Below are 25,175 nucleotides of genomic sequence, written 5' to 3'. Positions count from 1 at the left end.
GGCACCCCCGTCCGGTGCCGCCACGGCCGCTCACTGCTGCTCCTGCCGCTTCGGCGCCAGCGCCTGGCGGGCCCGCCGCTTGGCCACGCGGGCCCCGCGCCGGGCCAGCCGCGCCGGGGTGAGAGCCAGCCGTCCGACCCGGTAGCTCAGCGATCCGCTGAGCAGGTTGATGGTCGCGTCGGCCCGGCGTAGCGCCCGCTCCCGCGAGGTGAGCAGGTCCTCGGTCCACCTCAGCGACGCGGACATCCGGGTCAGCTCGTCGCGCTGGCGCAGCCACGCCTCGTGCAGTTGCTGGTAGCCGCCCGGCCCGGCCGGCGGGTCGGTCGGCTCGACCGACCGCAGCTCGGCGACGAGGGTGACCCGCCCGTCGGCGTCCAGCCCCCGGAGCGCGGCGGTGACCGCCGCCTCCGCCTCCACCGCGGCCGACACCGTCGCCCGGTCGAGGTCGTGGCCGGCGAGGCCGCCCAGCACCACGGTCAGTCCCGCGACGTCCAGCGTGGACGCCCAGGGATGGGCGTACCCGCCGGTGAGCAGCGCGACGGCGAACCGCCACAGACCCCGGGCGAGCACCACGTCGCGGGGGAGCGCCTCGGTGGCCCGCCAGCTGAGGTCGAGCACGGCGTACCGGCCGGCGGAGACCACCACGTTGTCGGTGCCGGCCAGCGCGGCGGCGCCGGCGATCCGGCCGTCGTCACCGGCCTGCCCGGCGAGCCAGTCCGCGTACCCGTGCAGCAGCGCCCGCAGCGTTTCCAGGTCCCGCCGCAGGGCGGCGTCGAGCAGCAGGGTGCGCAGCAGCCGCCCGTCGGGCACCGGTTGCCCGATGAGCGCGGACGGGTCCCGATACGCCGCCTTGCGGCTGGCGAACGGCGCGGCGGCCGTGCCGGTGCGGTCGGCGCCGGCGGTGGCCTGCCACCGCCAGCCGTCCGGCCCGTCGACCACCTCCACCACGTCGGAGCCGGGCGGGCCGGTCTGCAGCAGCGCCACCGGAAGGTCGCCCGGCGACCCGAGGGCCGGGGCGGCGTCGGATGCCGGGGCCTTGCGGGCCAGCACCAGCCAGCCCGGGGCCAGCGCGGCGCCGTGCCCGGCGTGCAGCGCGTCCACGGCCAGCCGGGCGGGGTCCTGGAGCACCGTCGCGGCGGTGAAGCCTCCCGTGCAGGCGTGGTGCAGGACCGCGTCGAAGAACCCGGAGGTGGTACGCCGGTCGAGTTGGTCGGCGTCGAGCAGCGCGGTCGGGTAGGCGGCGAAGCAGGCGCCCGGGCGCAGCCCGACGTCGGTCAGGCGGGCGCGCACCTGCTCCCGGTTCGCGGGACGGTCGGTGTCGAGGACGCCGCCGATGGTCCAGGCGGCGTCGTCGCGTCGGGCGTACCAGGGGGCGGTGTCGACCAGCCGGTGCAGCCCGAGCGGGTTGTCCACCCGCAGCAGCAGAGTGCCGCCGGGGGACAGCGCGTCGGCCAGTCGGCCCAGCACGCCATCCCAGCCTTGCCGGGCGCCCTCCACCGACTCCACCGGATCCAGGCCCGCGCCGGCGATGACCACGTCGAACCGCTCGTCCTGCGGCAGGCCGGCCGGCCCGCCCACCACTACCCGGGCGGTACGCGCGGCCATCGCCACCGCGTCCGGGTAGCTGCGCAGCAGGCAGGTGACCTCGGCGTGCGCGAGCCGGTCGAGCATCCCCGGATCGTGCGGGCCGGCCAGCAGCACCCGGGCGCCGGGCGGCACGATCCGCGCCGCCAGCGCGGCCAGGGCTCCACCGTCGGCGGGGCGCTGCTCCGGCAGGTCGGACCAGGCCAGCATCTCCCCGCCCGGCAGCGCGATCCGGTCGACGGGTGCCGTCTCAATGGTCAACTGGTTCCTCCTGGAGGTTCGCCCACCCGAGCAGCTCGCGCAGCTCGGCCGGCGTGCAGCGGTGGTCGGTGCCCAGCTCGGCGCGCGCGATCGCGACGGCGGTCGGCAGGTCCACCGACTCGCCGTGCAGCTCCGGCCACTGGCGGCGGATCCGGGCGGTCCCGCCGAAGGTCGGGTCCTCGTCGGCGAGCACCATCGGGTCGCCGTACACCGCCGGTTCGCAGCCGGCGGCGATGCCGTAGAAGATCGCGCTGGTCAGCCGGTTCGACGCCACCCGGCGGTGCCGACGCAGCTCGGTGAGCTGCTTGTCGAGAAAGAGCGGGTCGGTGTCCTTCCACCAGTGCCCGCGGTAGCCGTGGCAGATCACACGGAAGCCGGCGTTCTCGTAGAGCCGGCGGACCCGCCGCATGCCGTACTCGTGCCAGTAGAGGCAGACGGTCACCGGGCCCGGCTCGGTGTCGCGGATCCGGGCGATGAGCTCCCTGTGGTCGCCGCGGACGTGCTGACCCTCCCAGCCGTGGAACGGATACCAGATGGTGCCCTGCCGCTGCGACTCCGGCGGGTCCTCGGGCCGCAGGGCCAGCAGGTACTCGAAGGGCGCGCCGATGACGACGACGTTGCGCCGCCCGACCGACCAGGCCCGCCGCCGGGTCTGCTCCGACCAGAGCAGGCTCGGCGTGCCCTCGGCGTACGGGTGGCCGGGGGCGAGCCCGTCGCCGATGTTCCAGCCGTGCTGGACGTACCCGTTGATCCGCGGCGGGTGGTCGTCGCCCAGCCCGGCGTAGCGGGCCAGCACGTGGGCGTGGCCGTAGAAGTGGTTGGCGTGGTGCATCAGCGTCCCATCAGGCGGCGACGGGCCGCGCCGGGCGGCCCCGCAGCGCCGCACCGAGCGCGTCGATGACGCGGTCCTGGTCGGCGTCGCTCAACGTCGGGTAGAGCGGCAGCGAGAGTTGCTGACGGTAGAACGACTCGGCGACCGGGCAGGATCCGCGCCGGTAGCCCAGGTCGGCGAAGACCGGGTGCCAGTGCACGGGGATGTAGTTGACCTGCACGCCGACGCCGGCGGCGCGCATCGCGTCGTACACCTCGCGGCGGCGGCCGTCGAGCACCCGGATCGGGTAGAGGTGCCAGGCCGGTTCGGCCCACGACTTCTGGACCGGTAGCCGCACCCCGTCCAGATCGGCCAGCGCCTCGTTGTAGCGGGCGACCAGCTCGGCCCGCCGGGCGAGGAAGGCGTCGAGCTGGCGCAGCTGGCTGCGGCCCAGGGCGCAGAGCACGTCCGGCAGCCGGTAGTTCAGCCCGAACTCGTGCACCTCCTGGTGCCAGCCGCCCTCGTCCGGCCAGCGCTGCTCGTCGCGCTCGCGGACCAGCCCGATGTTGCGGAACCGGCGGGCCCGCTTGAGCAGCTCGGCGTCGGTGCTGGCGACCGCGCCACCCTCTCCGGTGGTGAGGTGCTTCGTCGGGAAGAACGAGAAGGTGGTCAGGTCGGCGAGCGAGCCGACCGGCCGGCCCTGGTAGGTGGCGCCGATGGAGTGCGCGGCGTCGGCCAGCAGCAGCGCGTCCGAGCCGCTCAGAGCGGTTCGCAGCGCGTCGTAGTCGGCCGGGTGGCCGGCGTAGTCCACGGCCGAGACGACCCTGGTGCGCGACGTCGTCGCGGCGGCCGCCGCGGCCGGGTCGAGGGTGAAGGTCTCCTCCTCGACGTCCGCGAAGACGATCTTCGCGCCGAGCAGCGCGGCGCTGCTCGCGGTGGCCACGAAGGTCATCGGCGGGACGACCACCTCGTCGCCAGGGCCGACACCGGCCGCCGCGTACGCCACGTGCAGCGCGGCGGTGCCGTTGGAGACCGCCGCGCAGCCGGCTCCACCGGTCACCTTGGCCAGGTCCGCCTCGAACCCGTCGACCTGGGGGCCGGTGGTGAGCCAGTCGCCGCGCAGCACGTCGGCGACGGCCGCGACGTCGTCCTCGCTGACCGAGTGCCGGCCGTAGGGGAGCATCGCCATCACGCGGTGAGGCCGAGCATGTCGCGCAACCGCTCGACGCTGAGCCACTCGTCGTTGGTGTCCGACTGGTAGGCGAAGCCGTCCGGCACCGGCTCGCAGTCGACCGGCGGCTGGTAGCCCCAGCCGGCGATGGTCGGCTGGACGATGTACCGGTCCGCGGCGCGCACCGTCCGGCGGCTGTCGTCCGGCGCGATCATCTCCTCGTGCAGCTTCTCGCCGGGGCGGATGCCGATCTCGTGCGTGGTGGCGTCCGGGGCGACCGCCTCGACCAGGTCGAGGATCCGCATGCTGGGGATCCGGGGCACGTACAGCTCGCCGCCCTGCATCTGGTCGAACGAGTCCATGACGAACTGGACGGCCTGGTCCAGGGTGATCCAGAAGCGGGTCATCCGCTTGTCGGTGACCGGCAGGCTCTTGCCCTCGGCGGCCAGCCGGCGGAACAGCGGGACCACCGAGCCGCGGCTGCCCACGACGTTGCCGTAGCGCACCACGGCGAACCGGGTCGGGTGATGGGCGGCGTAGTGGTTGGCCGAGACGAAGAGCTTGTCGCCGACCAGCTTCGTCGCGCCGTACAGGTTGATCGGGCTGGACGCCTTGTCGGTCGAGAGCGCGATGACCTTCTTGACGCCAGCCTCGATCGCCGCGTCGACGACGTGCTGGGAGCCGGTGATGTTGGTGGCGATGTACTCCGAGGGGTTGTACTCGGCGGTGTCCACCTGCTTGAGAGCCGCGGCGTGCACGACGTGGTCCACCCCGTGCATCGCCCGGGTCAGCCGGTGCCGGTCCCGGATGTCGCCGATGAACCAGCGCAGCCGGGGGTCGTCACCGAGCTGCTGGCGTAGCTCGTACTGCTTGAGCTCGTCGCGGGAGAACACCACGACCCTCGCCGGGTCGGCCTCGGCGAGGACGTGCCGGAGGAAGGTCCTGCCGAAGGAACCCGTTCCCCCGGTGACAAGAATGGAGGACCCATTCAGCTCGCTCAATTGGTGCTCCCATGGTCGTGGTTGTTTCCGCGGTGGCATTCGGCTGGCCAACCGGATCGAGACGCTAGACCCGGCGGGTTAACAACCCGACGCACCCTGGTGAACTGATGCCGCGTGGGAAGTGAATGCGGAATGCCTTGCAGGCAAACACTTTTCGCTCGTTCGGGGCCTGGCTGAGCAGTTCAGAACCTCGGCTACACTCGGCCGGCACGCCGGTCGTGCATACCAGTTACGGAGGAAAGACCAGTGGAACTGCAGCGACTGAGAGTCGTCTTCCGCACGGCGTTGGAACTGCCCGACAACGCCGCGGTGGACAGTCTCGAATATCGCGGGATCGAGAAGTGGGACTCACTCGCGCACATGTCCCTGGTGGCCGCGATCGAGGACGAGTTCGGTGTCATGTTGGACACCGACGAGGTCATTGATCTCAGTTCCTTCGACCGCGCTCGCCAGATCCTGGAGAAGCACGGTGTCGTCTTCACCGACTGATCCGCCGGCCCGCCGGGTGCTGGTCACCGGATCCACCCGGGGCATCGGTCTGGCCGTCGCCCGGCGGCTCGCCGAGCAGGGCTGCGTGGTCGCCGTGCACGGCCGGTCGCCCGGCTCCGCCGCCGAGGCGGTCGCCGTCCTGCCCGGTGGGCCGCACCTGGCGGTGCACGGCGACGTGGCCGACCCCGACCAGATCCGCGCCCTGACCCGCGTCCTGTTCGAGCGGTGGCGCGGCCTGGACGCCCTGGTCGTCAACGCCGGCGTGCACGCGGCGGGGCTGCTGGGCGGGGTGTCGGACGAGACCGTGACCAGGCTCTTCGCGGTGAACGCCGCCGGTGCGGCGCACACCCTGCAGCAGGGAGTCCGCCTGCTGCGCCGGGGCGAGCGCCCCGCGGTGGTGCTCACCGCCTCCCTGGTCGGCTCGGCCGGGGCCGCCGGCCAGACGGTCTACGCGGCCAGCAAGGCCGCGATCGAGGGGCTGACCCGGGCCGCCGCGAAGGAACTCGGTCCCGCCGGCATCCGGGTCAACGCGGTCGCGCCCGGCTTCATCCGCACCGATCTGCTCGCCGACCTGGACGACGCCGGCCGACAGGCCCGCGCCGCCGCCACCCCACTGCGCCGGCTCGGCGAGCCGGCCGAGGTGGCCGAGGTGGTCGCGTTCCTGCTCTCGCCGGCCGCGGCCTTCGTCACCGGCCAGGTGGTCGGGGTGGACGGCGGGTTGACGCTGTGAGCGACCTGCTGCACGCCGACGCCCGGCTGGTGGACGCGGGCACCGGACGGCAACTGGGTGGCCCGGACCTCGCCGCCCGGGTCGCCGACCTCGCGACGTCGCTCGACCGGGAACCTCCGGGCGTGGTCTTCGCCACCGTGCCCGCCGACATCGACGCCGTGGTGCGCGTCCTCGCCGCCTGGCAGGCGGGCCGCCCGGTGGCGCTGCTCGATCCACAGATCCCCGCGGCCACGCTGCGGGACCTGGTCGACCGGTTCCGCCCGGCCCTGCTGCTGACGCACCCGACATCGCCGGACGGCTACCGGGCGGCAGAGGTCGGGCCGGGCCCGGCCTGGCGGCGCACCGGGCCCTCCGGTCCCACCCCGCACCCCGACCTGGCGCTGCTGCTCACCACGTCGGGCTCGACCGGCAACCCCAAGCTGGTCCGGCTGTCCCGCTCGGCCGTGCGGGCCAACGCGGCGGCGATCGCCGCCGCGCTGGACCTCGACGGCGACGAGGTGGCGCCCACCACGCTGCCGCTGCACTACACCTACGGGCTCTCGGTGCTCACCAGCCACCTGCACGCCGGCGCCACCGTGCTGCTGGAACGCTCCGGCCTCACCTCCCGCGACTTCTGGTCCGCGGTCGACCGGCACCGGGTCACCTCGCTCGCCGCCGTGCCCTACCAGTACGAGATGCTGCGCCGGCTGCGCTTCGCGCCCGGCCGGTACGAGCGGCTGCGGACGCTCACCCAGGCCGGCGGCCGGCTGCACCCCGACCTGGTGACCGACTTCCACGGCCGGATGACCGAGGTCGAGGGCCGGTTCTTCGTGATGTACGGGCAGACCGAGGCGACCGCCCGGATGACCGTCCTGCCGTCCGACCGGCTGCCGGCGAAGCTCGGGTCGGTCGGCCTGGCGGTGCCCGGGGGCACAGTGTCGATCCGTACCGACGAGGGCGTGGAGACCACCGAGGCGGCCCGGGTGGGCGAGATCGTCTACCGCGGGCCGAACGTGATGATGGGCTACGCCGAGAGCGCCGCCGACCTGGCCCGCCCCGACGAGCTGGGCGGCACGCTGGCCACCGGCGACCTGGGGCGGCTGGACCCGGAGGGCTTCCTGTTCGTCACCGGCCGGATCAAGCGGATCGCCAAGGTGTTCGGCGTCCGGGTCAACCTCGACGACGTGGAACGGTCGCTCGGCCACCACGGTCCGCTCGCCGCGATCGCCGGGGCGGACCGGCTGGTGGTGGTGGCCGAGGGGGCCGACGCCGACCAGCTCGCCCGGATCCGCACCGAGGTCGCGGCGGCGCTGGGCACCCACTCGTCCGGCGTCCAGGTGCGCAGCGTCGACGCGCTGCCGCTGACGCCCGCCGGCAAGCCCGACTACCGCGCGCTGGAGGCACAGTGCTGACCGACGTGTTCACCCTCACCCAGCCGGAAAAGGAGGAACGGCTACGCGGCGAGCTGGTCGAGCTGCTCGGACACCACCGGCGCCACTGCCCGCCGTACGCCCGGATCCTGGACGCCCTCGACCAGGACGGTGAGCCGGCGACGCTGGCCGACCTGCCCTGGCTGCCGGTGCGGTTGTTCAAGACCCGCAAGCTGTCCAGCGTGCCCGACGACGAGGTGATCCGGGTGCTCACCTCCAGTGGCACCACCGGCGAGGTCAGCCGGATCCACCTGGACCGGGCGGCCGCGGCCACCCAGTCCCGGATGCTGGCCCGCACGCTCGGCACGGTGCTCGGACCGCGACGGCTGCCGATGGTCGTGGTGGACCGCTCCGGGGTGGTCGGCGACCGGCGCTCCTACTCCGCCCGCGGCGCGGGGGCGCTCGGCATGGTGAACTTCGGCCGTGACCACCTCTGGCTGCTCGACGCCGACGACCGGCCGGACGTGGCCGCCCTCAAGGAGTTCCTCGGCCGGCACGGGGATTCGCCGTTCCTCGTCTTCGGCTTCACGTTCATGGTCTGGCGATACCTCTACGAGGTGGCCCGCGACCATGGCCTCGACCTGTCCCAGGGGATCCTGGTGCACTCCGGCGGCTGGAAGAAGCTCGCCGACCAGGCCGTGGACAACGCGGAGTTCCGGCGCCGCCTCGGTGCGGACACCGGCCTGACCCGGATCCACAACTTCTACGGGATGGTCGAGCAGATCGGCACCGTCTTCCTGGAGGGGCCGGAGGGCGGCTCGCTCTACTGCCCGGACTTCGCCGACGTCATCGTCCGCGACCCGGTGACCTGGCGGGAGGCGCCGATCGGCACACCGGGCGTGATCGAGGTGCTGAGCACCCTGCCCACCTCGTACCCGGGCAACGTGCTGCTCACCGAGGACCTCGGGGTGGTGCACGGCGTCGACGACGGCCACTGGCCGGGCAAGCGGTTCAGCGTCCTGGGCCGGCTGCCCCGCGCCGAGGCCCGCGGTTGCAGCGACACCTACGTCGGAGGACGGTCATGACCGTACGGATGCGCTTCCCGGCGGGGCCGGAGCTGTCGGTGGACGAGTTGGTGCCGCCGCCCCCGGAGACGCCGCTGACGGTCGGTGACGAGCGGATCATGGACTTCCTGACCGCCGTGTCGCGCCGCCTGCTGACCCCGGCCCTGGCTCGGCGGCACCCGGAGCTCGGCTCGCTCGGCTTCTTCCTGCGCCGTCGGGAGCTGCTGCGCGGGGTGGAGCGGCTGCGCGCCGGCCTCGACGAGCGGGTGCTGGCCTTTCCCCGGGGCGTGGTGTTCCACGTCCCACCGGCCAACGTGGACACCATCTTCGTCTACTCCTGGGCGCTGGCCGCGCTGGCCGGCAACATCAACGTCGTCCGGGTGTCGCCCCGGTCGGCGGCGGCCGCCGACGCGATACTCGAGGTGTTGAACGACAGCCTCGCCGAGGCGGACCCGGTCGTCGCCCGGACCCAGCGCATGGTCACCTACGGCCACGACGACGCGGTGACCGCCCGGCTCAGCGCCGACTGCGACGTCCGGGTCATCTGGGGCGGCGACCGGGCGGTGACGGCCGTCCGGCGGCACCCGTTGGCTCCGGCGGCCCGCGACCTCACCTTCCCGGACCGGTCGTCCTTCGCGGTGCTGGCGGTGGCCGGCTGGGAGGCCGCCCCGGTCGCCGCCCGGCGGGACGCCGTCGCGAAGTTCGCCAACGACGCCTACTGGTTCGACCAGGCGGCGTGCTCGTCGCCCCGGGCGGTGTTCCTGGTCGGCGACGCCGCGCGCGCGGACGCCGTCCGGGCCGAGTTCGTCGCGCTGCTCAGCGTCGCGGCCCGGGATCGGGGCTCGGACGTGGACGCGGCGATGGCGGTCGAGAAGCGGGTCGGGTCGTACGGCCTGGCCGCCGACGGGGGAGTGTCCCGCATGGCCTTCCCCGACAACCTGGTGGCGACGCTGGAACTGGACACGCCGGCCGCGGCGCCTCGGGAGTGGCTCGGCACCGGCACGTTCGGCTTCGTCACGATCGCGGAGCTGGCCGAGCTGGTGCCGTTCCTGCGCCGGCGGGACCAGACGCTGACCCACTTCGGGTTCGACCCGACCGAGCTGGTCGGATTCGCCCGGGAGCTGGGGGGCCGGGGCATCGACCGGATCGTGCCGTTCGGCGCGGCGCTCAATTTCGCCCCGGTCTGGGACGGCTACGACCTGCTGCGCGAGTTCGTCCGGCTGGTCAGCGTCGACGGCTGAGCGTTCGCCACGACACAACGGGCCCGGTCCCTCAGGACCGGGCCCGCCGTCGCGGATCAGGGCTCAGATCAGATCCCAGGCCAGCGGCGTACCGCGCGGCACGTCACTGCTGAAGGTGCGACCGAGAACCCGGTCGAGGTCGGCCGGGGGGAGCCCGCCCGCCGGCCGGATGGAGCGGACGTTGGCGGCGGTGACCGTGTCGCCGGCGCGCACGTCGGCGACCACGAACAGGGACCGGCGGAACCGCAGCCCCTCCCGCTCGGTCGGGGTCGGCCCGATCGTCGTGCCGCCCAGCGCCGCGAAGGCCCGCTCCGACTCGACGGTGAGCGCGGCCAGCTCGTCCGGCTCCAGCGAGAAGTCGGAGTCGACGCCGCCATCGGCCCGGCGCAGCGTCACGTGCTTCTCGATCAGGCAGGCGCCGAGCGCCACCGAGGCGACCGGCACGCCGATGCCCGGAGTGTGGTCGGAGAGCCCCACCGGAAGACCGAAGGCATCGGCCAGCACGGGCAGCCGGCGCAGGTTGCTGTCCTGCGGCGGCGCCGGGTAGGACGCGGTGCAGGCCAGCAGCACGATGCCGCCGGCGCCACCCTCTCGGGCCGCTCGCACGGCGGCGTCGATCTCACCCACGGTGGCCATGCCGGTCGAGATGACCATCGGCTTGCCGGTGCTGGCCACGAGCCGGATCAGCGGCAGGTCCACCAGCTCCGAAGAGGCGATCTTGTACGCCGGCGCGCCCAGCTCCTCCAGCAGCTCCACGGCGGTGTGGTCGAAGGGGGAGGAGAAGACGGTCAGGCCGTGCTGGCGGGCCCGCTCGAAGATCGGCGCGTGCCACTCGTACGGCGTGTGGGCCCGCTCGAAGAGCTGCCAGAGGCGCTCACCGCCCCACAGGTCGTGCCCGTCGGAGATCCGGAACGCCGGCGCGTCGACGTCGATGGTGATGGTGTCCGGCCGGTACGTCTGGAGTTTCAACGCGTGCGCACCGCTCGCGGCCACCGCGTCCACGATGGCCAGCGCCCGGTCCAGGCTGCCGTTGTGGTTGCCGGACATCTCCGCGACCACGAGCGGCCGCTCCCCGACGCCGACCACGTGCGGTCCGATCTTGATTGTCATGTTCCTCTGCTCATTTCCGTCCACACCACCTGGTGCGGTCTGCCGTCGACGTCCTGCTCGTACTGCCGGACGACGCGAAATCCGAAGCGCCGGTGCAGGGCCAGCACCGGCCGGTTGGTGGTCAGCGTCTCGCCGCCGAGCGTCCGTGCCCCGAGGACGTCGAAGGCGTACGCGATCCCGGCCCGCTCCAACGACAGCCACGCCGGCAACAGCCCGTCCCGCGCGTCCAGCCCGGCGATGTCCAGGTAGAAACCCCAGGTGAGGGCCCGCTCGGGCGAGGCGACGCCGGAGAAGGTGACCACCCCGGACGGGACACCCTCGTGCAGGTGTACCAGCACCCGTCGGTCGGGGTCCGCGCGCACCCGCGCCCACCAGGCGGTGTGCTCCGCCAGGCTGATCTCGTGCCGGGTGAGGCTCACCGCGCGCACCTGCGGGTGGTTGCGCCAGCGCAGCATCAGGTGCAGGTCGCCGTCGTCGGCCGAGCGCAGCAGTGCCATCATCCGCGTCCCGCCAGCGCACGCGGCCGCTTCGGCGCCGCCACCGGATCGCCCGCCGGCGCGCCCTCGGCGGGCGCGTCGGACGACGTTCCGACCCGGGCGCCCCGCACCCGGCCGGCCACCCGGTGGGCCTGGCGCAGCGCCGCGTACGCGAGGTAGTCGTTCCGTCCGACCAGGCGGTGCTTGAGGCCGGCCACCCCGTCCGGCATGGGGTAGCCGCCGGCCGGCAAGTAGCGGCGGTAGTGCTGGGCGACCCGGCGGAAGAAGGCGCGCCGCAGGTGCGGATGCAGCCGGTCGTCGTTGCCGGCCACCACCAGGTAGTGGTTCACCATCAGCTGGAACAGCTCGGCCCGGAGCCGCTCGTCGGGGTGGCGGCGCCCTACCCACTCCATCAGTCGCTCGTACTGGTCGAAGGCGTCGAAGTGCCGGCCGCTGCGGGTGGAGGTGATGGCGCCGAGCCGGCCTCGGCGGTACAGGTAGCAGACCCGGTCCAGCACCGAGATCCGCTCGGCGCCGATCAGCAGCGGGTGGCTGAACGGGATGTCCTCGTACCAGCCGGGGTGAAAGCGCAGCTCCAGCTCGTCGAGGAAGGCGCGACGGACGACCTTGTTCCACGCGGTGTGCTGCACCCGCAGCAGCTGCGGCTGCTCGGCGAGGCGGACCGCGCCGGTCACGCCGCGCATCAGATGGCTGCTGGCGTCGACCTCGCGCCGGCCGTCCTCGTGCACCCGGAGGTGGTCGAGCATCAGCACGTCGGGCTCGTGCTGGCGCAGCCGGTCGAGCACCGCGGAAATCGTCCCGGGCGGCAGCCAGTCGTCGCTGTCGACGAACCAGACGTACCGCCCGGTGGCCACGTCGAGACCGGCGTTGCGGGCCAGCCCCAGGCCCACGTTGTCGGTCAGGTGCACGATGCGTACGCCGGCGCGACCCGCGGCGTACGCGCGCAGCATCGCGGGGCAGCCGTCGGGGGAGGCGTCGTCGACGGCGATCAGCTCGACCGCCCCCGCCTCACCCGCCGGGATGTCGGCCCGGATCGACTCCAGGCACTGGTACAGGTACGCCTCGACGCCGTAGACCGGCACGACGATAGTCAGCAGCGGGGCGTGCGTCGGCTCGAAGACCACCTCGTCACCATTGACGACGCGGATGGACGGCCTCGGAACCTCACGTGGCGCCCGAGCGTGGGCCGCCTGAACAGCGGTCCAGCACGGGGTTAACGGTTGAGGATCCGGCGCACCGGCCCGGGCAGGGCCCGCCCGACCCGGGCCCGCAGCCGCTTCTCCCCCAACGTCGCGATCTCGCGCCGCAGCTCACCGTTCTGGTCGTGCAGCCACTGCACCCGGGCCAGCAGCTCCTCCGTCGCCGTGGCGGCGGCCGGGCGTACGGCGGGCGGGAAGGTGGTGGCCCGGACCTGCGCGTCGAAGCGACTGGCGCTGTCGCCGTCGGCGAACGAGTTGCCCAGATCGTGTTTCGCCAGGAACGAGAGCATGGTGGCGTACCGGGCCTTGTGACCGTTGTTCAACGCCGTGTAGTCGGCCTCCTCGTAGAGGTCGGCGGCGTCGACGTCGGCGGGCACGTCCTTCATCACCCGGTGCGGGATGTCGAAGTAGCGGGCCAGTTCCAGGGTGCGCGAGTCGTGCGCGAACAGGTACCCGGGCGTGCCGGCGACCAGCGCGGTGATGGTGCCGTGGATGCGGGTGCCGAAGGCGAAGTCGAAGCCGGCGAGGTAGTCCATCCAGGTCCACGGGTCGAGGAACATCCGCACCTTGTCCTCGGTGAACAGCGGGTGCGAGCTGTGGATCGGGATGGTGCTGGTCTTCCCCCGGTCCTCCGGGGCGTCGCCGTAGAGCAGGGTGCCCAGGGTCTTCAGGTCCTGCGGGAGGTAGCGCAGGTTGGGGTAGCGCTGCTGGTGCGAAGCGATGATCTTCCCCATGGACTTCACGTACGGCGAGACGGTCAGGGCGACCTTGTCGTGCGGCTCCAGCGCCGCCTTGCCCTTCTCCACCCCGAGGGTGTCGCCGTGCAGGAACATCGACGGGCAGCCGATCACGTCGACCGCCGAGAAGCCCAACGTGCGCAGGTAGCCCTCGGTGATCTCGCCGCGTACGCCGATGCTGTGCGAGCGGTCGAGCACCGCGCGGACGAACCGGCTGACCACACCGTCGATCGGGCGCAGGTACTCCCGGTCGCCCGCGACATTCGTCTGTACGCCCACCCCCAGCACCACCACCGGGATCTTCAACCGCTCGACCAGCTTGGTCATCGCCTCGATGCGGTGCGCGTAACTGCGGCGGAACGCGTTGGCCAGCGGGATGACGTAGACGTCGTACTGCTCGTTGATGCGGTCGACGTCGCGTAGGTCGACCTTGAAGCCGGTCGAGGTGATCTCGGCGGTGCTGGTACGCAGGATCTTGTGCGCGGCGTGGCTGAAGACCAGGTTGCCGCTGTTCTCGCCGATCCAGTTGCCCTGAAACGTCTCCTCCGGGGAGTAGACGTCGAAGGGGCCCTTCTTCGCCCGCATCAGAATCCGCTGGTGCATGGGGCTCCACCTCTCGTCTGCTGGCGCCCGGGCACAGCACCGCCCAGGCCTGGACAGGCGGGCGAGCCGTCACCTCCGGTCCCGGAATATTAGGACACGCGTCAGCCGGAACATACGCAGGCGTCACCATCGGCGAGGTGACGGGTGCCGACCGCCGCCGGTACGGTGCCCGGTCGGGCGGCACCGGGACCGCCGGCGCCGGGTCGGCTCCCGTCCTGCCGCGCCAGCGGAGCGGGACAGCCGACACCGAGCGCCGATCGGCGTGCGCCGACCGCTGAGCGGCCCGCCGCTCGACGTCCACGACGAGCGTCCGCGCTGGTCAGATCCGGCGGCGCGGCGGTATCCGACACGCCCGGCGTCGATGCGCCCGGACGGCACCGGCGGTAGCGTGGGGGCGTGCCTCCCGTCGCGCTCACCTGTCCGCTGTGGTGGGTGGCGCGCTGGGCGACGCGGATGCTGACCAGCCTCGCCGTGGTCGCCGCCCTGGCCCTCGGCTCGGGCGCGTCACCCGCGTCGGCCGCCCCGCCCGCCTCGGCCGTCCCGCTGCCCACCTCGGTGGTGTCCTCGGGCTCTCCGTCGTCCGGATGGGTCGCCCCCACGGGCGCCGCCGACCTCGCGGCTCCGGTCGCCGTCGACCACACCGCCCCGCCGATCTCGCCGGACGCGCCCGCCGCGGCACCCGCCGTCGAGGCCGCCGTGCCGGCGGAGGCCGGCGCCTCCGCGATCGGGACCGGTCCGCAGCGATCGCCGCGCACCGCCGATCCGGCCACCCGGGCGTCCCGGGCCCCGCCGAGGCTCTGAGCCACCGGGACGACGTCCCGCCACCGCGCCTGTCGAATCACGTACCTCCGCACACCCCGCCCGTCGGCCCGTGGCCCGCCACGGTGAATCCCGGCCCGGGTCGGCCGTGCGGCTCCCCACCGCAGCGATCTTCCCCCCGAGGTGCCGTTCATGGAGACCGTCCTCTACCGGTTCCTGACCGAGGTTCCGCAGGCCGCCGCCATCTGGTCGGCACTGCTCCTGTTGGCCCTGACCGTGCTCACCGTGCTGATCGCCCGCCCCGAGCGGGACCGGCCGACCGACGAGGAGTCCCCGGCGCCCACGGCCCGGGAACTGGCCGCCGTCGAGGCGGCGGACCTGCGCCGGTACGCCGAGGAGGTGGCCGTCGCCGCCGCCGGCGCGGCGCAGACCGCCCGCCGACGTCGCGCCGACTGGCTGGCCGCGCAGGAGGCGGCCGAGCGGGCCTGGGCCGGGTACGAGGAGGCGGACCGCGCCGCGCGCCGCTTCGCCGGCGCCGGTTCGCTGCCCACCCCCCGCACGCCGCGCTCCCCGACGGAGTACGCCGCCCGGGAGCGCTACCTGCACCGCGCGGCGATGGCGGCGCACTGGCGCGGCGACCTGTCGATGCGTCAGCTCACCGACGTTTTCGCACACCGCAACGGCTGGGATCCCCGGCGACACCCGGTCGAGCAGGAGGTGCTGCTGAGCCGCGCTGTCCGGGACGGCAGGTGGGTCGAGCACCGGGCCGCCGCCGAGCGCGAACGATCCACGTGGCGCGATGCCGAACTGGCCGCCGAGGCGGCCCGCACGCTCGCCGAGGAGGCGTGGGCAGCGGCGGCCCGGTTGCGGCCGGTCCGGATGCCGGTCCGACCGGCGCCGACCGCGGCGGCCCGTGCGGCGACCGCGGCGCGCTGGCGCCCGGCGCGGGTGGGCTGACCGGAAATGTCCCGACCGGAAGCGTGAGCCCGGTCACACCGACGCCGGATCGGGCAGCTGGAACGGTCGGGCGCAATGTTCGCGCAAATGCGGCGGCATTGTCGACGGCCTGTCCGGTTGTCGACCGGAGGCGCCGCCGCAACCGGTTGTCCCATCGAGTCACGTCAGTGGCAATACGCGCAGAAATTGGCGCTCGATTTCAGGTTTACGCAGGTGAACCTGGCTTGGCAGGGCTTGAGCCGGCCAGTAGTGTCGTCCCGTCCGGTGCGGTAACCGATCGCAAGAGGCGACGCCGCGCCGACCCGCTCAATCGTGATCAACGAACCGGGGACCCATCAGTTAGTCCGGGGTGAATCTGCGAGCCACGGCCCGCGGTAGGGCGATCTTCCCGCCCGAATCCGTCAGCTAACCCGGTAGGCGGTGTCGGAAGGAGTTCCATCCTCGTGCAGCACCTCTCCACCCCTCGGTTGTTCCTCCGCCTCCACGGCGCCGCGGTGCCCCCGCTCATCCGTCCGGTGAGCTGACCCTCCGGGTCACCGCCTCTCCCGCCCGGCCACGCCGGGCACAACCCTGAGCGGTTCACCACCCGCGGACCACGGTCCGCGCGCTGGCGCCTGCCCGGATATCGGTCCGGCCCGGTGTGCCGCTCTCCCCCCGATCCGTGGAGGACCCCGTGAAGCACACCCTGAAGCGTCAGCTCCGTCGTCTCGCCACCGAGCGCCCCTACCAGATCGTCGCCGCCTCCGCCGCGGCCCTGGCGCTCGCGACCACCACCGGCGCCCTGATCGCCGGCACCGACGACGCCCCGGCCAGCCAGCACACCGCGACCACGGTCGCCGAGATGCGCAGCGACACCGTCGCCTCCCGCGGCGAGGCTCGCGTAGCGGCCCCCTCGGCCAGCACCTCGCCGAGCACCGCCACCCCGACGGCCAGCGCCGCGTCGCCCGCCGCCAAGGCCACCGGCAACCCGGACCTGACCCGTAAGCCGGCGCCGAAGCCGCCCGCGACCAAGGTGCTCGACTACGACTACCAGGCGCAGAACACGTACTACAACTGTGGCCCGGCGGCCACCCGCAACGCGCTCAGCGCCACCGGGATCGACCGCACCCAGGACAAGCTCGGCGTCGAGCTGGGCACCACCGAGATGGGCACCAACTCGGCCCTGGACACCACCCGGGTGCTCAACGCCGAGGTGAAGGGCTCCCCGTACCGGACCCGGATGTTCGCCGGCGCGCCCAGCCCGGCCCAGATGGACCGACTCCAGGCCGACGTGGTCGCGGCGATCACCGCCGGCCGGGGCGTGGTGGCCAACATCGCCGGCGACGCCACCGACACCGATGGTGGCTGGCACTCCTACGGCGGCGGGCACTACATCGCCGTGGTGGGCTACAAGGACAACGGCCGGACCGTGCGGATCGCCGACTCGGCGAACGCCGCCGATCCGTCGTACTGGATCACAACGATCGACCTGGCGAACTGGATCGCCACTCGGGGTTACTCCGCCTGACCCGGGCGCAGCCGCCGCGGGCGCCGTCCCCCACAAGGGGCCGGCGCCCGCGGCGTCTTTTCATGTGGTCGACAGCCGGTGAAGCCGTACCGCGCGAGGTGGTTCGCCGTCGTGCCGCCGACGAGGACTCTCGTACCCGTCGGCGAACCGTGGGAGACTGCGGCCGTGGTGGATGAATCGCGTGGTCACACCAGCCGCGGGCCGGTCCTGCTGCTGCTGCACGGGATGGGGGCGACCGGCGACGTCTGGCTGCCCTGGGCGCCGCTGCTTGAGCAGCACTGGCCGGGGCGGTGGCTGGCACCGGACCTCGCCGGTCACGGCTGGTCGGCGCCGCTGCCGTCGTACTCCTTCGCCGGGTTCGCCGAGCGGATCGCCCACGGCCTCGCCCCCGACGACCGGATCGTCGTGCTCGGGCACTCGCTGGGCGGGGTGGTCGGCCTGGCGCTGGCCGCCCGCGCCGCCGGATCGCCGGTGGACGCGGTGGTCGGGCTGGGCATCAAGGCCGTCTGGTCACCCGACGAGCTGACCCGCGCCGCCGAACTCGCGACCCGCCCGATCAGCTGGTTCGCCAGCCGCAGCGAGGCGGCCCGTCGCTACCTGCGCGTCTCCGGGCTCGCCGGTCTGCTCCCGCCGGACCACCCGGTGGTGGACGCCGGGCTGCGCCAGGTCGACGGCCGGTGGCGGCTCGCGATGGATCCGGCCGCGTTCGACGTCGGCGATCCCGACCTCGCCGCGCTGGTGGCGGCGACCGACGTGCCGGTGGTGCTGGCCCGCGGCGAGCAGGACCCGATGGTCACCGACGCGCAGCTCAAGGAGTTCGGCGTACCGGTCGTCACCCTGCCCGGGCTCGGGCACAACGCGCACGTGGAGAACCCGGGGGCGGTGCTGGCGCTGCTGGACGCGTACCGCTGAGCCGTCCGGCGGCGGCCCTAGACCGGTGCGGAGGCGGCGAGGGTCTTCGCCGGCGCCAACTCCCGGCGGGCGGCGGTCAGGAACGCCTCGGCGTACGACTCGACGGGGAAGTCACCCAGGTAGCGACGGCGGGTGACCCAGCGCTTCTCGGCCGCCGGATCGGTGTCCAGCAGAGCGGTCAGCACCTCGTCCACATTCGACATGTCCCGGCGCAGCACGTAGCCCGCCCCGGACAGCGGGAAGTTCTCCACGAACCGCTCGCGCTCGTCGCCCATGTCGGTGACGGCGTACGGCTTGCCGGAGTAGAGGTAGTCCGAGATCACCCCGGACACGTCGGAGACCAGCGCGTCGGACCGGTTGACGCATTCGGTCAGGCTCAGCTCCCGGGCCGCCGCGCCGACCACGTGCTGCCGCCCGGTGCGGGCCCGGTCGGCGAGCAGCAGCTCGGTCAACCGGCCGAGCTGCCGGGCCGAGGCCGGGTTCTGCGCGGTGTACGGGTGAGCCCGCAGGATCACCGTCGCGCCGCGCTCGAGCAGCCGGCGCAGCAGTTCCTCGGCGACCGGCAGCGAACAGTAGTCGGCGTCGGCGTGGTGCCCCGTCCAGGTCGGGGTGTAGAGCACGATCGGGTGGGCCAGGCCGCGCACCGGCTCCGGGCGTACCTCGATCGCCTCGACCTGCGGGCGGCCCACCACCACGAACTTCTCCGCCGGGATCTGCACCCCGGCGCGGGCGTACCGGTCGATCGCCGCCGGGCCGGCCACGAAGATCCGGTCGAAGATCCCCGACACCGGGTTGGCGCTCGGCGCCTTGTCGCTGTCGCCGTGGTGCAGCTGCACGTGGGTGAGTTGGGTGAACCGGATGCAGTGGCTGTTCTTCGCCCCGTGGTTGACGTAGAACGCCGCTCGCAGGCTCGGAACCAGCGCCTCGTCCATCGCCCGGAGGGTGGGGCAGTAGACCACCGGTGCGCTGGTGGCGGCGGAGATCGGCCCCAGGAAATCGGGCTCGCGCACCACGACCATGAACGGCCGGCCGATCCGCTCCAGGTACGGCAGCCACATGGTGACCTGGTACTCCGAGCCGGGCGGTGCGGAGAAGTAGAGCAGGAACTCCGGCTGGTGCCGGCGCAGCGCGCGGGCCACCGCCCCACCGCCGGCGGCTGGCCGGAAGCGACGCCGGGCCAGGTCCAGTGCGACCGCTCCGGCGCAGGCGCCCACCAGCAGGCTGGCGACCAGCGCCACGGCGGCGGGCAGTGCCACCGCGGCGGCGAGAGTCACCGCGCCGAGCAGCCCGAGCAGGGCGGTGCCGAGCTGGTCGGCGATCAGCGGCGTCCAGGCCCGCACGGGCAGGTTGGCCACCCGGATCTCCAGGTTGCCGGCGGTCCGCAGCGGCCCCACCAGCAGCACCAGCCCCAGCAGGACCAGCGCGGTGGCGACGAGCGCCGGGTCGAGCCCGTCGTCCAGCCGCCGGGAGTATCCGACCAGGACGGCGGCGCCGATCAGCGCCGTCTCGGCGACGAGGTCAGCGCCGGGTCGGATCCGCTGCTCGGCGGCCGCCGCGACCAGTGCGGCGACGGCCAGCGCCAACCCCCATCCGGTGGCGCCGGTCAGCGCCACCGCGACGAAGGCCAGCACGGCCAGGCCGGTGCTCAGGCACCGGGCGGCCAGCTTTCGGACCAGATCACCACGCATGTCGCTCCGTTCGCTGCCGTCCCGGGTCCGTCGCCGTCAGTCAGCTCACGGAGGCCGCACCGGCCGGCGAACCGACCCGACCCGACCCGGACTGGGCCGGCACGGTCGGGGAGGGACCGTCGCCGGGCGCCCGGCGTACGTCGATCACCTGGCCGGTCAGGTCGGAGATCAGCACGTCGAGCGAGGACTGGGCGACGGCCTCCGCGGCGAGCAGGGTGTGCTCCGGCTCCTCGCCGAAGGCCCGCGTCCGCATCGGGGTGGCGGTCCGCTCGGGGTTGATGCAGTTGACCCGTACGCCGACGTCGGCCCACTCGTCGGCCAGTGCCTGGGTGAGGTTGACCAGGGCGGCCTTGGTGGCGGAGTAGAGCGCGTAGCGGGCCCGCCCCCGGGTGTACGAGCTGGAGGTGTAGAGCAGCAGCTGGCCCTTGGTCTGCTGGAGGTACGGCAGGGACTGCCGGGCGATGGTCACCGGGCCGACGAAGTTGACCTGGAGCAGCCGGTCCATCGTCTCCTCGTCCATCTCGGCGAGGGCGCCCTTCTCCAGGATCCCGGCGGTGACCACCACGTGGTCGATCCGGCCGGTGGCCTCGAACGCGGTCTTCAGCGCGGCCTCGACGTCCTCGGCCCGCTCTACGTGCGTGCCGGTGGTGGAGCGGCTGAACGGGAAGACCTGGGCGCCGAGGCGCCGGGCCAGCTCGGTCAGCTCGTGGCCGATGCCGTAGCTGCCGCCGAACACGACGATGGTGCGGCCGGTCAGCTCCTCGGTGTAGCTGCGGTGGTCGGTCAGCCGGGGCGCCTGCGCGGCGGCGAGCTGGAAGAGCTTGTCCGCCAGGTGCACGTCGACCGGGTGGGTGACCTTGATGTTCTCGTCCGAGCCGTCGATCACCTTGATCGGGGTGCCCGGCAGGTAACGCAGCACCACGCCGCAGTCGTCGGTGGCGGCGAAGTCCGGATCATCCTCGGCGATCCGGTACGCCTCGCGGATGGTGGGGGAGCGGAACGCCTGCGGGGTCTGCCCGCGGCGCAGCCGGGAGCGCACCGGGATGTCGGTGATGCAGTCGTTCTCGTCCACCTGGATGATCGTGTCGGCGGACGGGATGGCCACGTCCACGGCGTCGTAGGTCCAGAGCGCGTTGACGCACTCGCGCACGATCCGGCCGCTGAGCAGCGGGCGCACCGCGTCGTGGAAGAGGATGTTGCAGTCCGCCGGGCCGACCGCGTCCAGCGCGATCCGGGTGGTCGCGTTACGGGTCTCGCCGCCCTCGATCACCTTGGTGACCTTGCGCAGGCCGGCCTTCTCGACGATCTGCCGAGCGTCCTCGACGTGCCCGGTGGCCATCAGCACGATGATCTCGTCGATCTCCGGCGCGGCCTCGAAGACCGCCAGGGTGTGCTCGATGATCGGCTTACCGGCGATCTTCAGGAGCTGCTTCGGGATGCCGAGGCCCAGTCGGGTTCCGGTGCCGCCGGCCAGCACCACGGCCACCGTCCGCGAGGGCCGCCAGGGTGCCGGGCTCTCCGGTGTGGCGTCCGGGCCAGTGGTCTGGTCCTGCGTCATTGCCGGATCCTCACTTTCAGGGATGCGTTTAACGGAAGGTTCCGCCCGGGCGGCGACGGAATGAACCTTAACGCGCGAACCGCGTCGCCCCAACGCGGGCGACGCGGGTACATGGCGCCATGTCGATGCCGGAGGTTCGCCGGCACTCTACTTGCTGTTGGCGTACGCCTCGTATGCCCGGATCACCTCGTTGGTGGGCCCGTCCATCCGCAGGACGCCGGATTCCAGCCAGATGGTCCGTTCGCAGGTGTCCCGTACCGAGGAGAGCTGGTGGCTGACCAGGAACACCGTTCCGGCACCCTCGCGCAGCTCCCGCACCCGCTGCTCGCTGCGCTTGCGGAAGCCTTTGTCGCCGGTGGCGAGCGCCTCGTCGATGAGCAGCACGTCGTGCTTCTTGGCGGCGGCGATGGAGAACCGCAGCCGGGCCGCCATGCCGGACGAGTACGTGCGCATCGGCAGGCTGGCGAAGTCGCCCCGCTCGTTGATCCCGGAGAAGTCGATGATCCCTTCGGCCTGCTGGGCCACCTCGTCGGGGTGCATCCCCATCGCCAGGCAACCGAGGGTGACGTTGCGCTCACCCGAAAGGTCGTTGAGCAGGGCCGCGTTCACGCCCAGCAGCGAGGGCTGCCCCTGGGTGTGGATCGCGCCCCGGTTGACCGGCAGCAGGCCGGCGATGGCCCGCAGCAGGGTGGACTTGCCGGAGCCGTTGCTGCCGATCAGCCCGATCGCCTCGCCCCGGTACGCGGTGAACGAGACCCCTTTCACCGCGTGCACCTCCCGCACGTTCGGCGCGGACGTGCGCTTGACCAGCCGGCGCAGCGCGGCCACCGGCGTGGTGCCGCCGGCGGCACCCTTGTGCACCCGGTAGATGATGTGCGCGTCGTCGACCACCACGGTGGGGATCCGTTCCTGCGCCAGAACGGGCAGGGAGACGGTCGCCTCGTCGGTGGCGTGCATTTGATCAACCACGGCCGTACTCCTGTTCGCCGCGCCAGAAGTAGATGTAGCCGCCGATCCCGCCCACCAGCGCCCAACCCGCCGCGACCAGCCAGAGCTGGGTCAGCGACTCGTTGAGCAGTGGCGGCTGATCGAGCAGCGCGTAGCGGGCCAGCTCGATGTAGACCAGCAGCGGGTTGTACTGGACCAGCGTGGTCGCCCAGCCGGGCAGCCGCTCGAAGAGGCTGACGCTGTAGAGGACGCCGGAGCCGTACATCCAGGTGCGCATGATGAACGGCATGACCTGCTTCAGGTCGCTCGCCTTGGCGCCCATCCGGGCCACGAACAGCACCACGCCGGCGTTGAACACCGCCTGCAGCAGCAGGGCCGGCACCAGCATCAGCCACTTCAGGGTGAGCGGCTCGCCGGTGACCAGCACGATGCCGATCAGGACCAGCATCGAGGCGAGCAGTTGCTGGAACTGGGTCACCGTGGTGGACAGCGGCAGGCTGGCCCGGGGGAAGTGTAGGGCCCGGATCAGCCCCAGGTTGCCGCTGATCGACTGGGTGCCGGCCAGCACCGCGCTCTGGGTGAAGTTGAAGATGAACAGGCCGGTGGTCAGGTAGCCGATGAAGTTCGGGATCTTGTCCTGCTCCAGCACCACCCCGAAGATCAGGTAGTAGACCGCGGCGTTGGTCAGCGGGGTGAGCACCTGCCAGAGCTGGCCCAGCCTGGCGTTGCTGTACGAGGCGACCAGCTTGGCGTTGGCGTACGCGGCGATGAAGTGCCGGTAGGCCCACAGTCGGCGGCTGTACTCGACGAGGGTGGGTCGCTCACCAGCGACCCGGAGCCCGTGCCGAGCGGCCAGCTGCGCCTGGGTCAGGCCCGTGTCAGGGTCGACCAGCGCGGTGGTGGCCATGAAAGGGGCACTCCGATCTTTCGTGCCGACGGGTTGCTCGCGACGATGGAATCCTAGTGGGAGCTGGTGCGCGGAGCGCCGCCTCGTCGCTGCGTGGACAGTAGTCCGAAACACGTCGGGACGCAACCGTACCGTCGTTGCGCTACTCTGGTCGTCGTGAGCTGCGAGAAGAGTCCCTGGTGACGACCGAGAAGAGGCGGGCCCCGGCCGGTGCGGCGGTGCTTCGTGGTGAGATCACCACGGCCATCCGGCGCGCGCTGATGCAGGAGCTCGCCGCGGTCGGCTACGGCCGGCTCTCCATCGAGGCGGTGGCCCGACGGGCCGGCGTCAGCAAGACGGCGATCTACCGGCGGTGGAGCTCCAAGCTCGACCTGGTGCTGGACATCGTGGCCGCGGCCGCGCACGGCAAGCTGCCTGTGTTGGACACCGGCACCCTGCGCGGCGACCTCGCGTTGCTCTTCCAGGCGGTGGCGCACGCGCTGCGGCATCCGCTGGCCTCACAGATCATTCCCGATCTGCTCGCTGAGGCCGCCCGCAACCCGACCATCGACCAGACCCTGCGTCAGGTGCTGCACGCCCGCCAGCAGGAAATCGGCGGCCGTCTGGTCGCCCGCGCCGTGCAGCGCGGCGAGCTGCCTGCCGACACCGACCCGGACGCCGCCGTCGACCTCATCATCGGCCCGCTCTACTGGCGGCTCGCCATCGCCCGCGGTCCGGTCACCGACACCTACCTCGACACCCTGGTCGAGTCGGTGGCCACCGGGCTCGGCGCCGAACCTGCCGTACCCCGGCAGCGGGGCATTGTGGCTCCGTCGACGGGCGCCTGACCGCTCTGCCGTCCGCGACCCGGCGCTCTCAGCGCGGCGCGTCGACCGGAAGTCGGGAGACGATGTGCCGGGCGATCTCCAGCGAGCTGGTCGCGGCCGGGGAGGGTGCGTTGAGCACGTGCACCTGCCGGTCGGCCTCGACGATCAGGAAGTCGTCCACCAGGCCGCCGTCGGGGAGGATCGCCTGCGCCCGCACGCCGGCGCCGGCCCGGACGATGTCAGCCGGGGTCAGCTCCGGCACCAGCCGGGCCAGGCTGTCCGCAAAGCGCTTCTTCGACAGTGACCGGGTCACCTCGGTCAGGCCGTAGCGGTAGTGCCGCCGACCCAGCGCCCAGAGACCGCGGTAGGAGAGCTCGTCCCAGATGTCACGAGGGTTGATCCGGCCCCAGGAGTAACCCTCGCGGGCGGTGGCCAGCACCGCGTTCGGGCCGGCGTGCACGCTGCCGTCGATCATCTTGGTCAGGTGCACCCCGAGGAAGGGGAACTGCGGGTCCGGCACCGGGTAGATCAATCCCCGCACCAACCCCTGCCGCTGCGGGACCAGCTCGTAGTACTCGCCGCGGAACGGCACGATCCGCACCGGCGTCGGCACGCCCGCCAGCCGGGAGATCCGGTCGGCGTGCAAGCCGGCGCAGTTGATCAGGACGTCCGCGGTCACCTCACCGCGGCTGGTGGTGACGACCACGCCCTCCGGACGGGTGGCCGCCCCGGTGACCTCGGTGCCGGTGCGCAGGTCCGCCCCGCCCGCGGCGAGCAGCTCGGCCAGCTTGCGGCAGACCGCGCCGAAGTCGACGATGCCGGTCGAGGCGACGTGCAGGGCACCGACGGCCGCCACGTGCGGCTCGTACTCGGCCGCCTCCGCACCATCGATCACCCGCGCCGGCAGGCCGTTGGCCAGGGCGCGCTGGTGCAGGTCGTGCAACCGGGGCAGCTCCGCGGCGTCGGTGGCGACGATCAGCTTGCCGCAGATGTCGTGCGCCAGCCCGTGCTCGCGGCAGAACTCGACCATCGAGGCGCTGCCGGCCTTGCAGAGGGTCGCCTTCAGGCTGCCGGGCTTGTAGTAGACGCCGGCATGGATGACGCCCGAGTTGTGACCGGTCTGGTGAGCCGCCCAGCCGGCCTCCTTCTCCAGCACGGTGACCGAGTCGCCGGGCCGGTCGATCATCAGCCGGTGTGCCACCGCCAGCCCGACGATGCCGCCACCCACCACCACGAACCTGGTCATGTCATCTCTCCCGCCCGACGCCGGGACCGATGGTAACCAA

23 protein-coding genes and 1 riboswitch are annotated in these 25,175 nt (G+C 72.8%); of the genes, 10 read left to right on the top strand and 13 right to left on the bottom strand.

The genetic code is table 11. The features are described from left to right. Nucleotides 1-30: 30 nt before the first annotated feature. From ABZU69_RS20765 to pseB, 4 genes are read right to left on the bottom strand one after another with little or no spacing between them, the layout of a single operon-like run. Complete coding sequence (locus ABZU69_RS20765) at nt 31-1,794, bottom strand: class I SAM-dependent methyltransferase (protein WP_354966128.1); 1,764 nt, start codon at nt 1,792-1,794, stop codon at nt 31-33. A 40-nt stretch (nt 1,795-1,834) separates the two neighbouring features. Beyond that, nucleotides 1,835-2,677 (bottom strand): hypothetical protein, encoded by an 843-nt coding sequence (locus ABZU69_RS20760; protein ID WP_354965970.1) that lies wholly within the window; start codon nt 2,675-2,677, stop codon nt 1,835-1,837. 10 nt (nt 2,678-2,687) lie between these two features. Then, entirely contained in the window at nt 2,688-3,848 is a 1,161-nt protein-coding gene (locus tag ABZU69_RS20755; protein WP_354965969.1) for an aminotransferase class I/II-fold pyridoxal phosphate-dependent enzyme, read from the bottom strand. After that, the gene (gene pseB / locus ABZU69_RS20750) at nt 3,845-4,867 is read right to left on the bottom strand and encodes a UDP-N-acetylglucosamine 4,6-dehydratase (inverting) (protein WP_354965968.1); all 1,023 of its coding nucleotides are present in this window, start codon (nt 4,865-4,867) and stop codon (nt 3,845-3,847) included. Before pseB ends, ABZU69_RS20755 begins: the two co-directional genes overlap by 4 nt. Before the next feature lie 207 nt (nt 4,868-5,074). Between pseB and ABZU69_RS20745 the strand changes: the two genes are divergently transcribed. Genes ABZU69_RS20745 through ABZU69_RS20725 form a run of 5 tightly spaced genes read left to right on the top strand, consistent with a single transcriptional unit; the run spans nt 5,075 to nt 9,701 of the window. Further along, nucleotides 5,075-5,317: an acyl carrier protein gene (locus ABZU69_RS20745; RefSeq protein ID WP_354965967.1), complete on the top strand. Its 243-nt coding sequence runs from the start codon at nt 5,075-5,077 to the stop codon at nt 5,315-5,317. After that, nucleotides 5,298-6,047 carry an SDR family NAD(P)-dependent oxidoreductase gene (locus ABZU69_RS20740; protein ID WP_354965966.1) on the top strand — a complete coding sequence of 250 codons (750 nt, stop codon included), beginning with the start codon at nt 5,298-5,300 and terminating at the stop codon, nt 6,045-6,047. The genes ABZU69_RS20745 and ABZU69_RS20740 overlap by 20 nt, the downstream gene beginning before the upstream one ends. Further along, entirely contained in the window at nt 6,044-7,438 is a 1,395-nt protein-coding gene (locus ABZU69_RS20735) for an AMP-binding protein (protein WP_354965965.1), read from the top strand. Before ABZU69_RS20740 ends, ABZU69_RS20735 begins: the two co-directional genes overlap by 4 nt. Continuing rightward, nucleotides 7,432-8,481 carry an acyl-protein synthetase gene (locus ABZU69_RS20730; protein ID WP_354965964.1) on the top strand — a complete coding sequence of 350 codons (1,050 nt, stop codon included), beginning with the start codon at nt 7,432-7,434 and terminating at the stop codon, nt 8,479-8,481. Before ABZU69_RS20735 ends, ABZU69_RS20730 begins: the two co-directional genes overlap by 7 nt. Then, the gene (locus tag ABZU69_RS20725) at nt 8,478-9,701 is read left to right on the top strand and encodes an acyl-CoA reductase (RefSeq protein WP_354965963.1); all 1,224 of its coding nucleotides are present in this window, start codon (nt 8,478-8,480) and stop codon (nt 9,699-9,701) included. Before ABZU69_RS20730 ends, ABZU69_RS20725 begins: the two co-directional genes overlap by 4 nt. Nucleotides 9,702-9,764: 63 nt before the next feature. On the opposite strand, the gene pseI is transcribed toward ABZU69_RS20725, so the two are convergent. The 4 genes from pseI to ABZU69_RS20705 all read right to left on the bottom strand — a co-directional run bounded on the left by pseI (nt 9,765) and on the right by ABZU69_RS20705 (nt 13,847). After that, entirely contained in the window at nt 9,765-10,811 is a 1,047-nt protein-coding gene (pseI, locus tag ABZU69_RS20720) for a pseudaminic acid synthase (protein ID WP_354965962.1), read from the bottom strand. Then, nucleotides 10,808-11,311: a GNAT family N-acetyltransferase gene (locus ABZU69_RS20715; RefSeq protein WP_354965961.1), complete on the bottom strand. Its 504-nt coding sequence runs from the start codon at nt 11,309-11,311 to the stop codon at nt 10,808-10,810. The genes pseI and ABZU69_RS20715 overlap by 4 nt, the downstream gene beginning before the upstream one ends. After that, on the bottom strand, nt 11,308-12,432 hold the full coding sequence (locus tag ABZU69_RS20710; RefSeq protein ID WP_354965960.1) for a glycosyltransferase: 1,125 nt from the start codon (nt 12,430-12,432) through the stop codon (nt 11,308-11,310). Before ABZU69_RS20710 ends, ABZU69_RS20715 begins: the two co-directional genes overlap by 4 nt. Nucleotides 12,433-12,521: 89 nt before the next feature. Beyond that, complete coding sequence (locus ABZU69_RS20705; protein ID WP_354965959.1) at nt 12,522-13,847, bottom strand: polysaccharide pyruvyl transferase family protein; 1,326 nt, start codon at nt 13,845-13,847, stop codon at nt 12,522-12,524. A gap of 396 nt (nt 13,848-14,243) precedes the next feature. On the opposite strand from ABZU69_RS20705, the gene ABZU69_RS20700 reads away from it, so the two are divergent. The 4 genes from ABZU69_RS20700 to ABZU69_RS20685 all read left to right on the top strand — a co-directional run bounded on the left by ABZU69_RS20700 (nt 14,244) and on the right by ABZU69_RS20685 (nt 17,982). Beyond that, complete coding sequence (locus ABZU69_RS20700; protein ID WP_354965958.1) at nt 14,244-14,648, top strand: hypothetical protein; 405 nt, start codon at nt 14,244-14,246, stop codon at nt 14,646-14,648. 150 nt (nt 14,649-14,798) lie between these two features. Then, nucleotides 14,799-15,563, top strand: a complete 765-nt coding sequence (locus tag ABZU69_RS20695) for a hypothetical protein (RefSeq protein WP_354965957.1) — start codon at nt 14,799-14,801, stop codon at nt 15,561-15,563. A gap of 293 nt (nt 15,564-15,856) precedes the next feature. Further along, nucleotides 15,857-15,998, top strand: a riboswitch (cyclic di-AMP (ydaO/yuaA leader). A 226-nt stretch (nt 15,999-16,224) separates the two neighbouring features. Beyond that, nucleotides 16,225-17,070: a C39 family peptidase gene (locus tag ABZU69_RS20690; RefSeq protein WP_354965956.1), complete on the top strand. Its 846-nt coding sequence runs from the start codon at nt 16,225-16,227 to the stop codon at nt 17,068-17,070. A gap of 165 nt (nt 17,071-17,235) precedes the next feature. Continuing rightward, entirely contained in the window at nt 17,236-17,982 is a 747-nt protein-coding gene (locus tag ABZU69_RS20685; protein WP_354965955.1) for an alpha/beta hydrolase, read from the top strand. A 17-nt stretch (nt 17,983-17,999) separates the two neighbouring features. On the opposite strand, the gene ABZU69_RS20680 is transcribed toward ABZU69_RS20685, so the two are convergent. The 4 genes from ABZU69_RS20680 to ABZU69_RS20665 all read right to left on the bottom strand — a co-directional run bounded on the left by ABZU69_RS20680 (nt 18,000) and on the right by ABZU69_RS20665 (nt 23,083). Continuing rightward, a complete protein-coding gene (locus tag ABZU69_RS20680) occupies nt 18,000-19,670 on the bottom strand; it encodes a CDP-glycerol glycerophosphotransferase family protein (protein WP_354965954.1) in 1,671 nt (556 codons plus the stop codon). Between the two features lie 40 nt (nt 19,671-19,710). Beyond that, a complete protein-coding gene (locus tag ABZU69_RS20675) occupies nt 19,711-21,228 on the bottom strand; it encodes a bifunctional cytidylyltransferase/SDR family oxidoreductase (protein WP_354965953.1) in 1,518 nt (505 codons plus the stop codon). Between the two features lie 147 nt (nt 21,229-21,375). Further along, on the bottom strand, nt 21,376-22,185 hold the full coding sequence (locus tag ABZU69_RS20670; RefSeq protein WP_354966127.1) for an ABC transporter ATP-binding protein: 810 nt from the start codon (nt 22,183-22,185) through the stop codon (nt 21,376-21,378). 4 nt (nt 22,186-22,189) lie between these two features. Then, a complete protein-coding gene (locus ABZU69_RS20665; RefSeq protein ID WP_354965952.1) occupies nt 22,190-23,083 on the bottom strand; it encodes an ABC transporter permease in 894 nt (297 codons plus the stop codon). A 218-nt stretch (nt 23,084-23,301) separates the two neighbouring features. On the opposite strand from ABZU69_RS20665, the gene ABZU69_RS20660 reads away from it, so the two are divergent. Further along, nucleotides 23,302-23,910, top strand: coding sequence for a TetR/AcrR family transcriptional regulator (locus ABZU69_RS20660; RefSeq protein ID WP_354966126.1), 609 nt, complete (start codon nt 23,302-23,304; stop codon nt 23,908-23,910). Nucleotides 23,911-23,938: 28 nt separating this feature from the next. On the opposite strand, the gene lhgO is transcribed toward ABZU69_RS20660, so the two are convergent. After that, nucleotides 23,939-25,135, bottom strand: a complete 1,197-nt coding sequence (lhgO, locus tag ABZU69_RS20655) for an L-2-hydroxyglutarate oxidase (RefSeq protein ID WP_354965951.1) — start codon at nt 25,133-25,135, stop codon at nt 23,939-23,941. Nucleotides 25,136-25,175: the final 40 nt, after the last annotated feature.

The organism is Micromonospora sp. NPDC005206 (genome assembly GCF_040608175.1).
GTDB lineage: Bacteria > Actinomycetota > Actinomycetes > Mycobacteriales > Micromonosporaceae > Micromonospora.
This window is presented reverse-complemented; position numbering and strand designations above follow the sequence as displayed.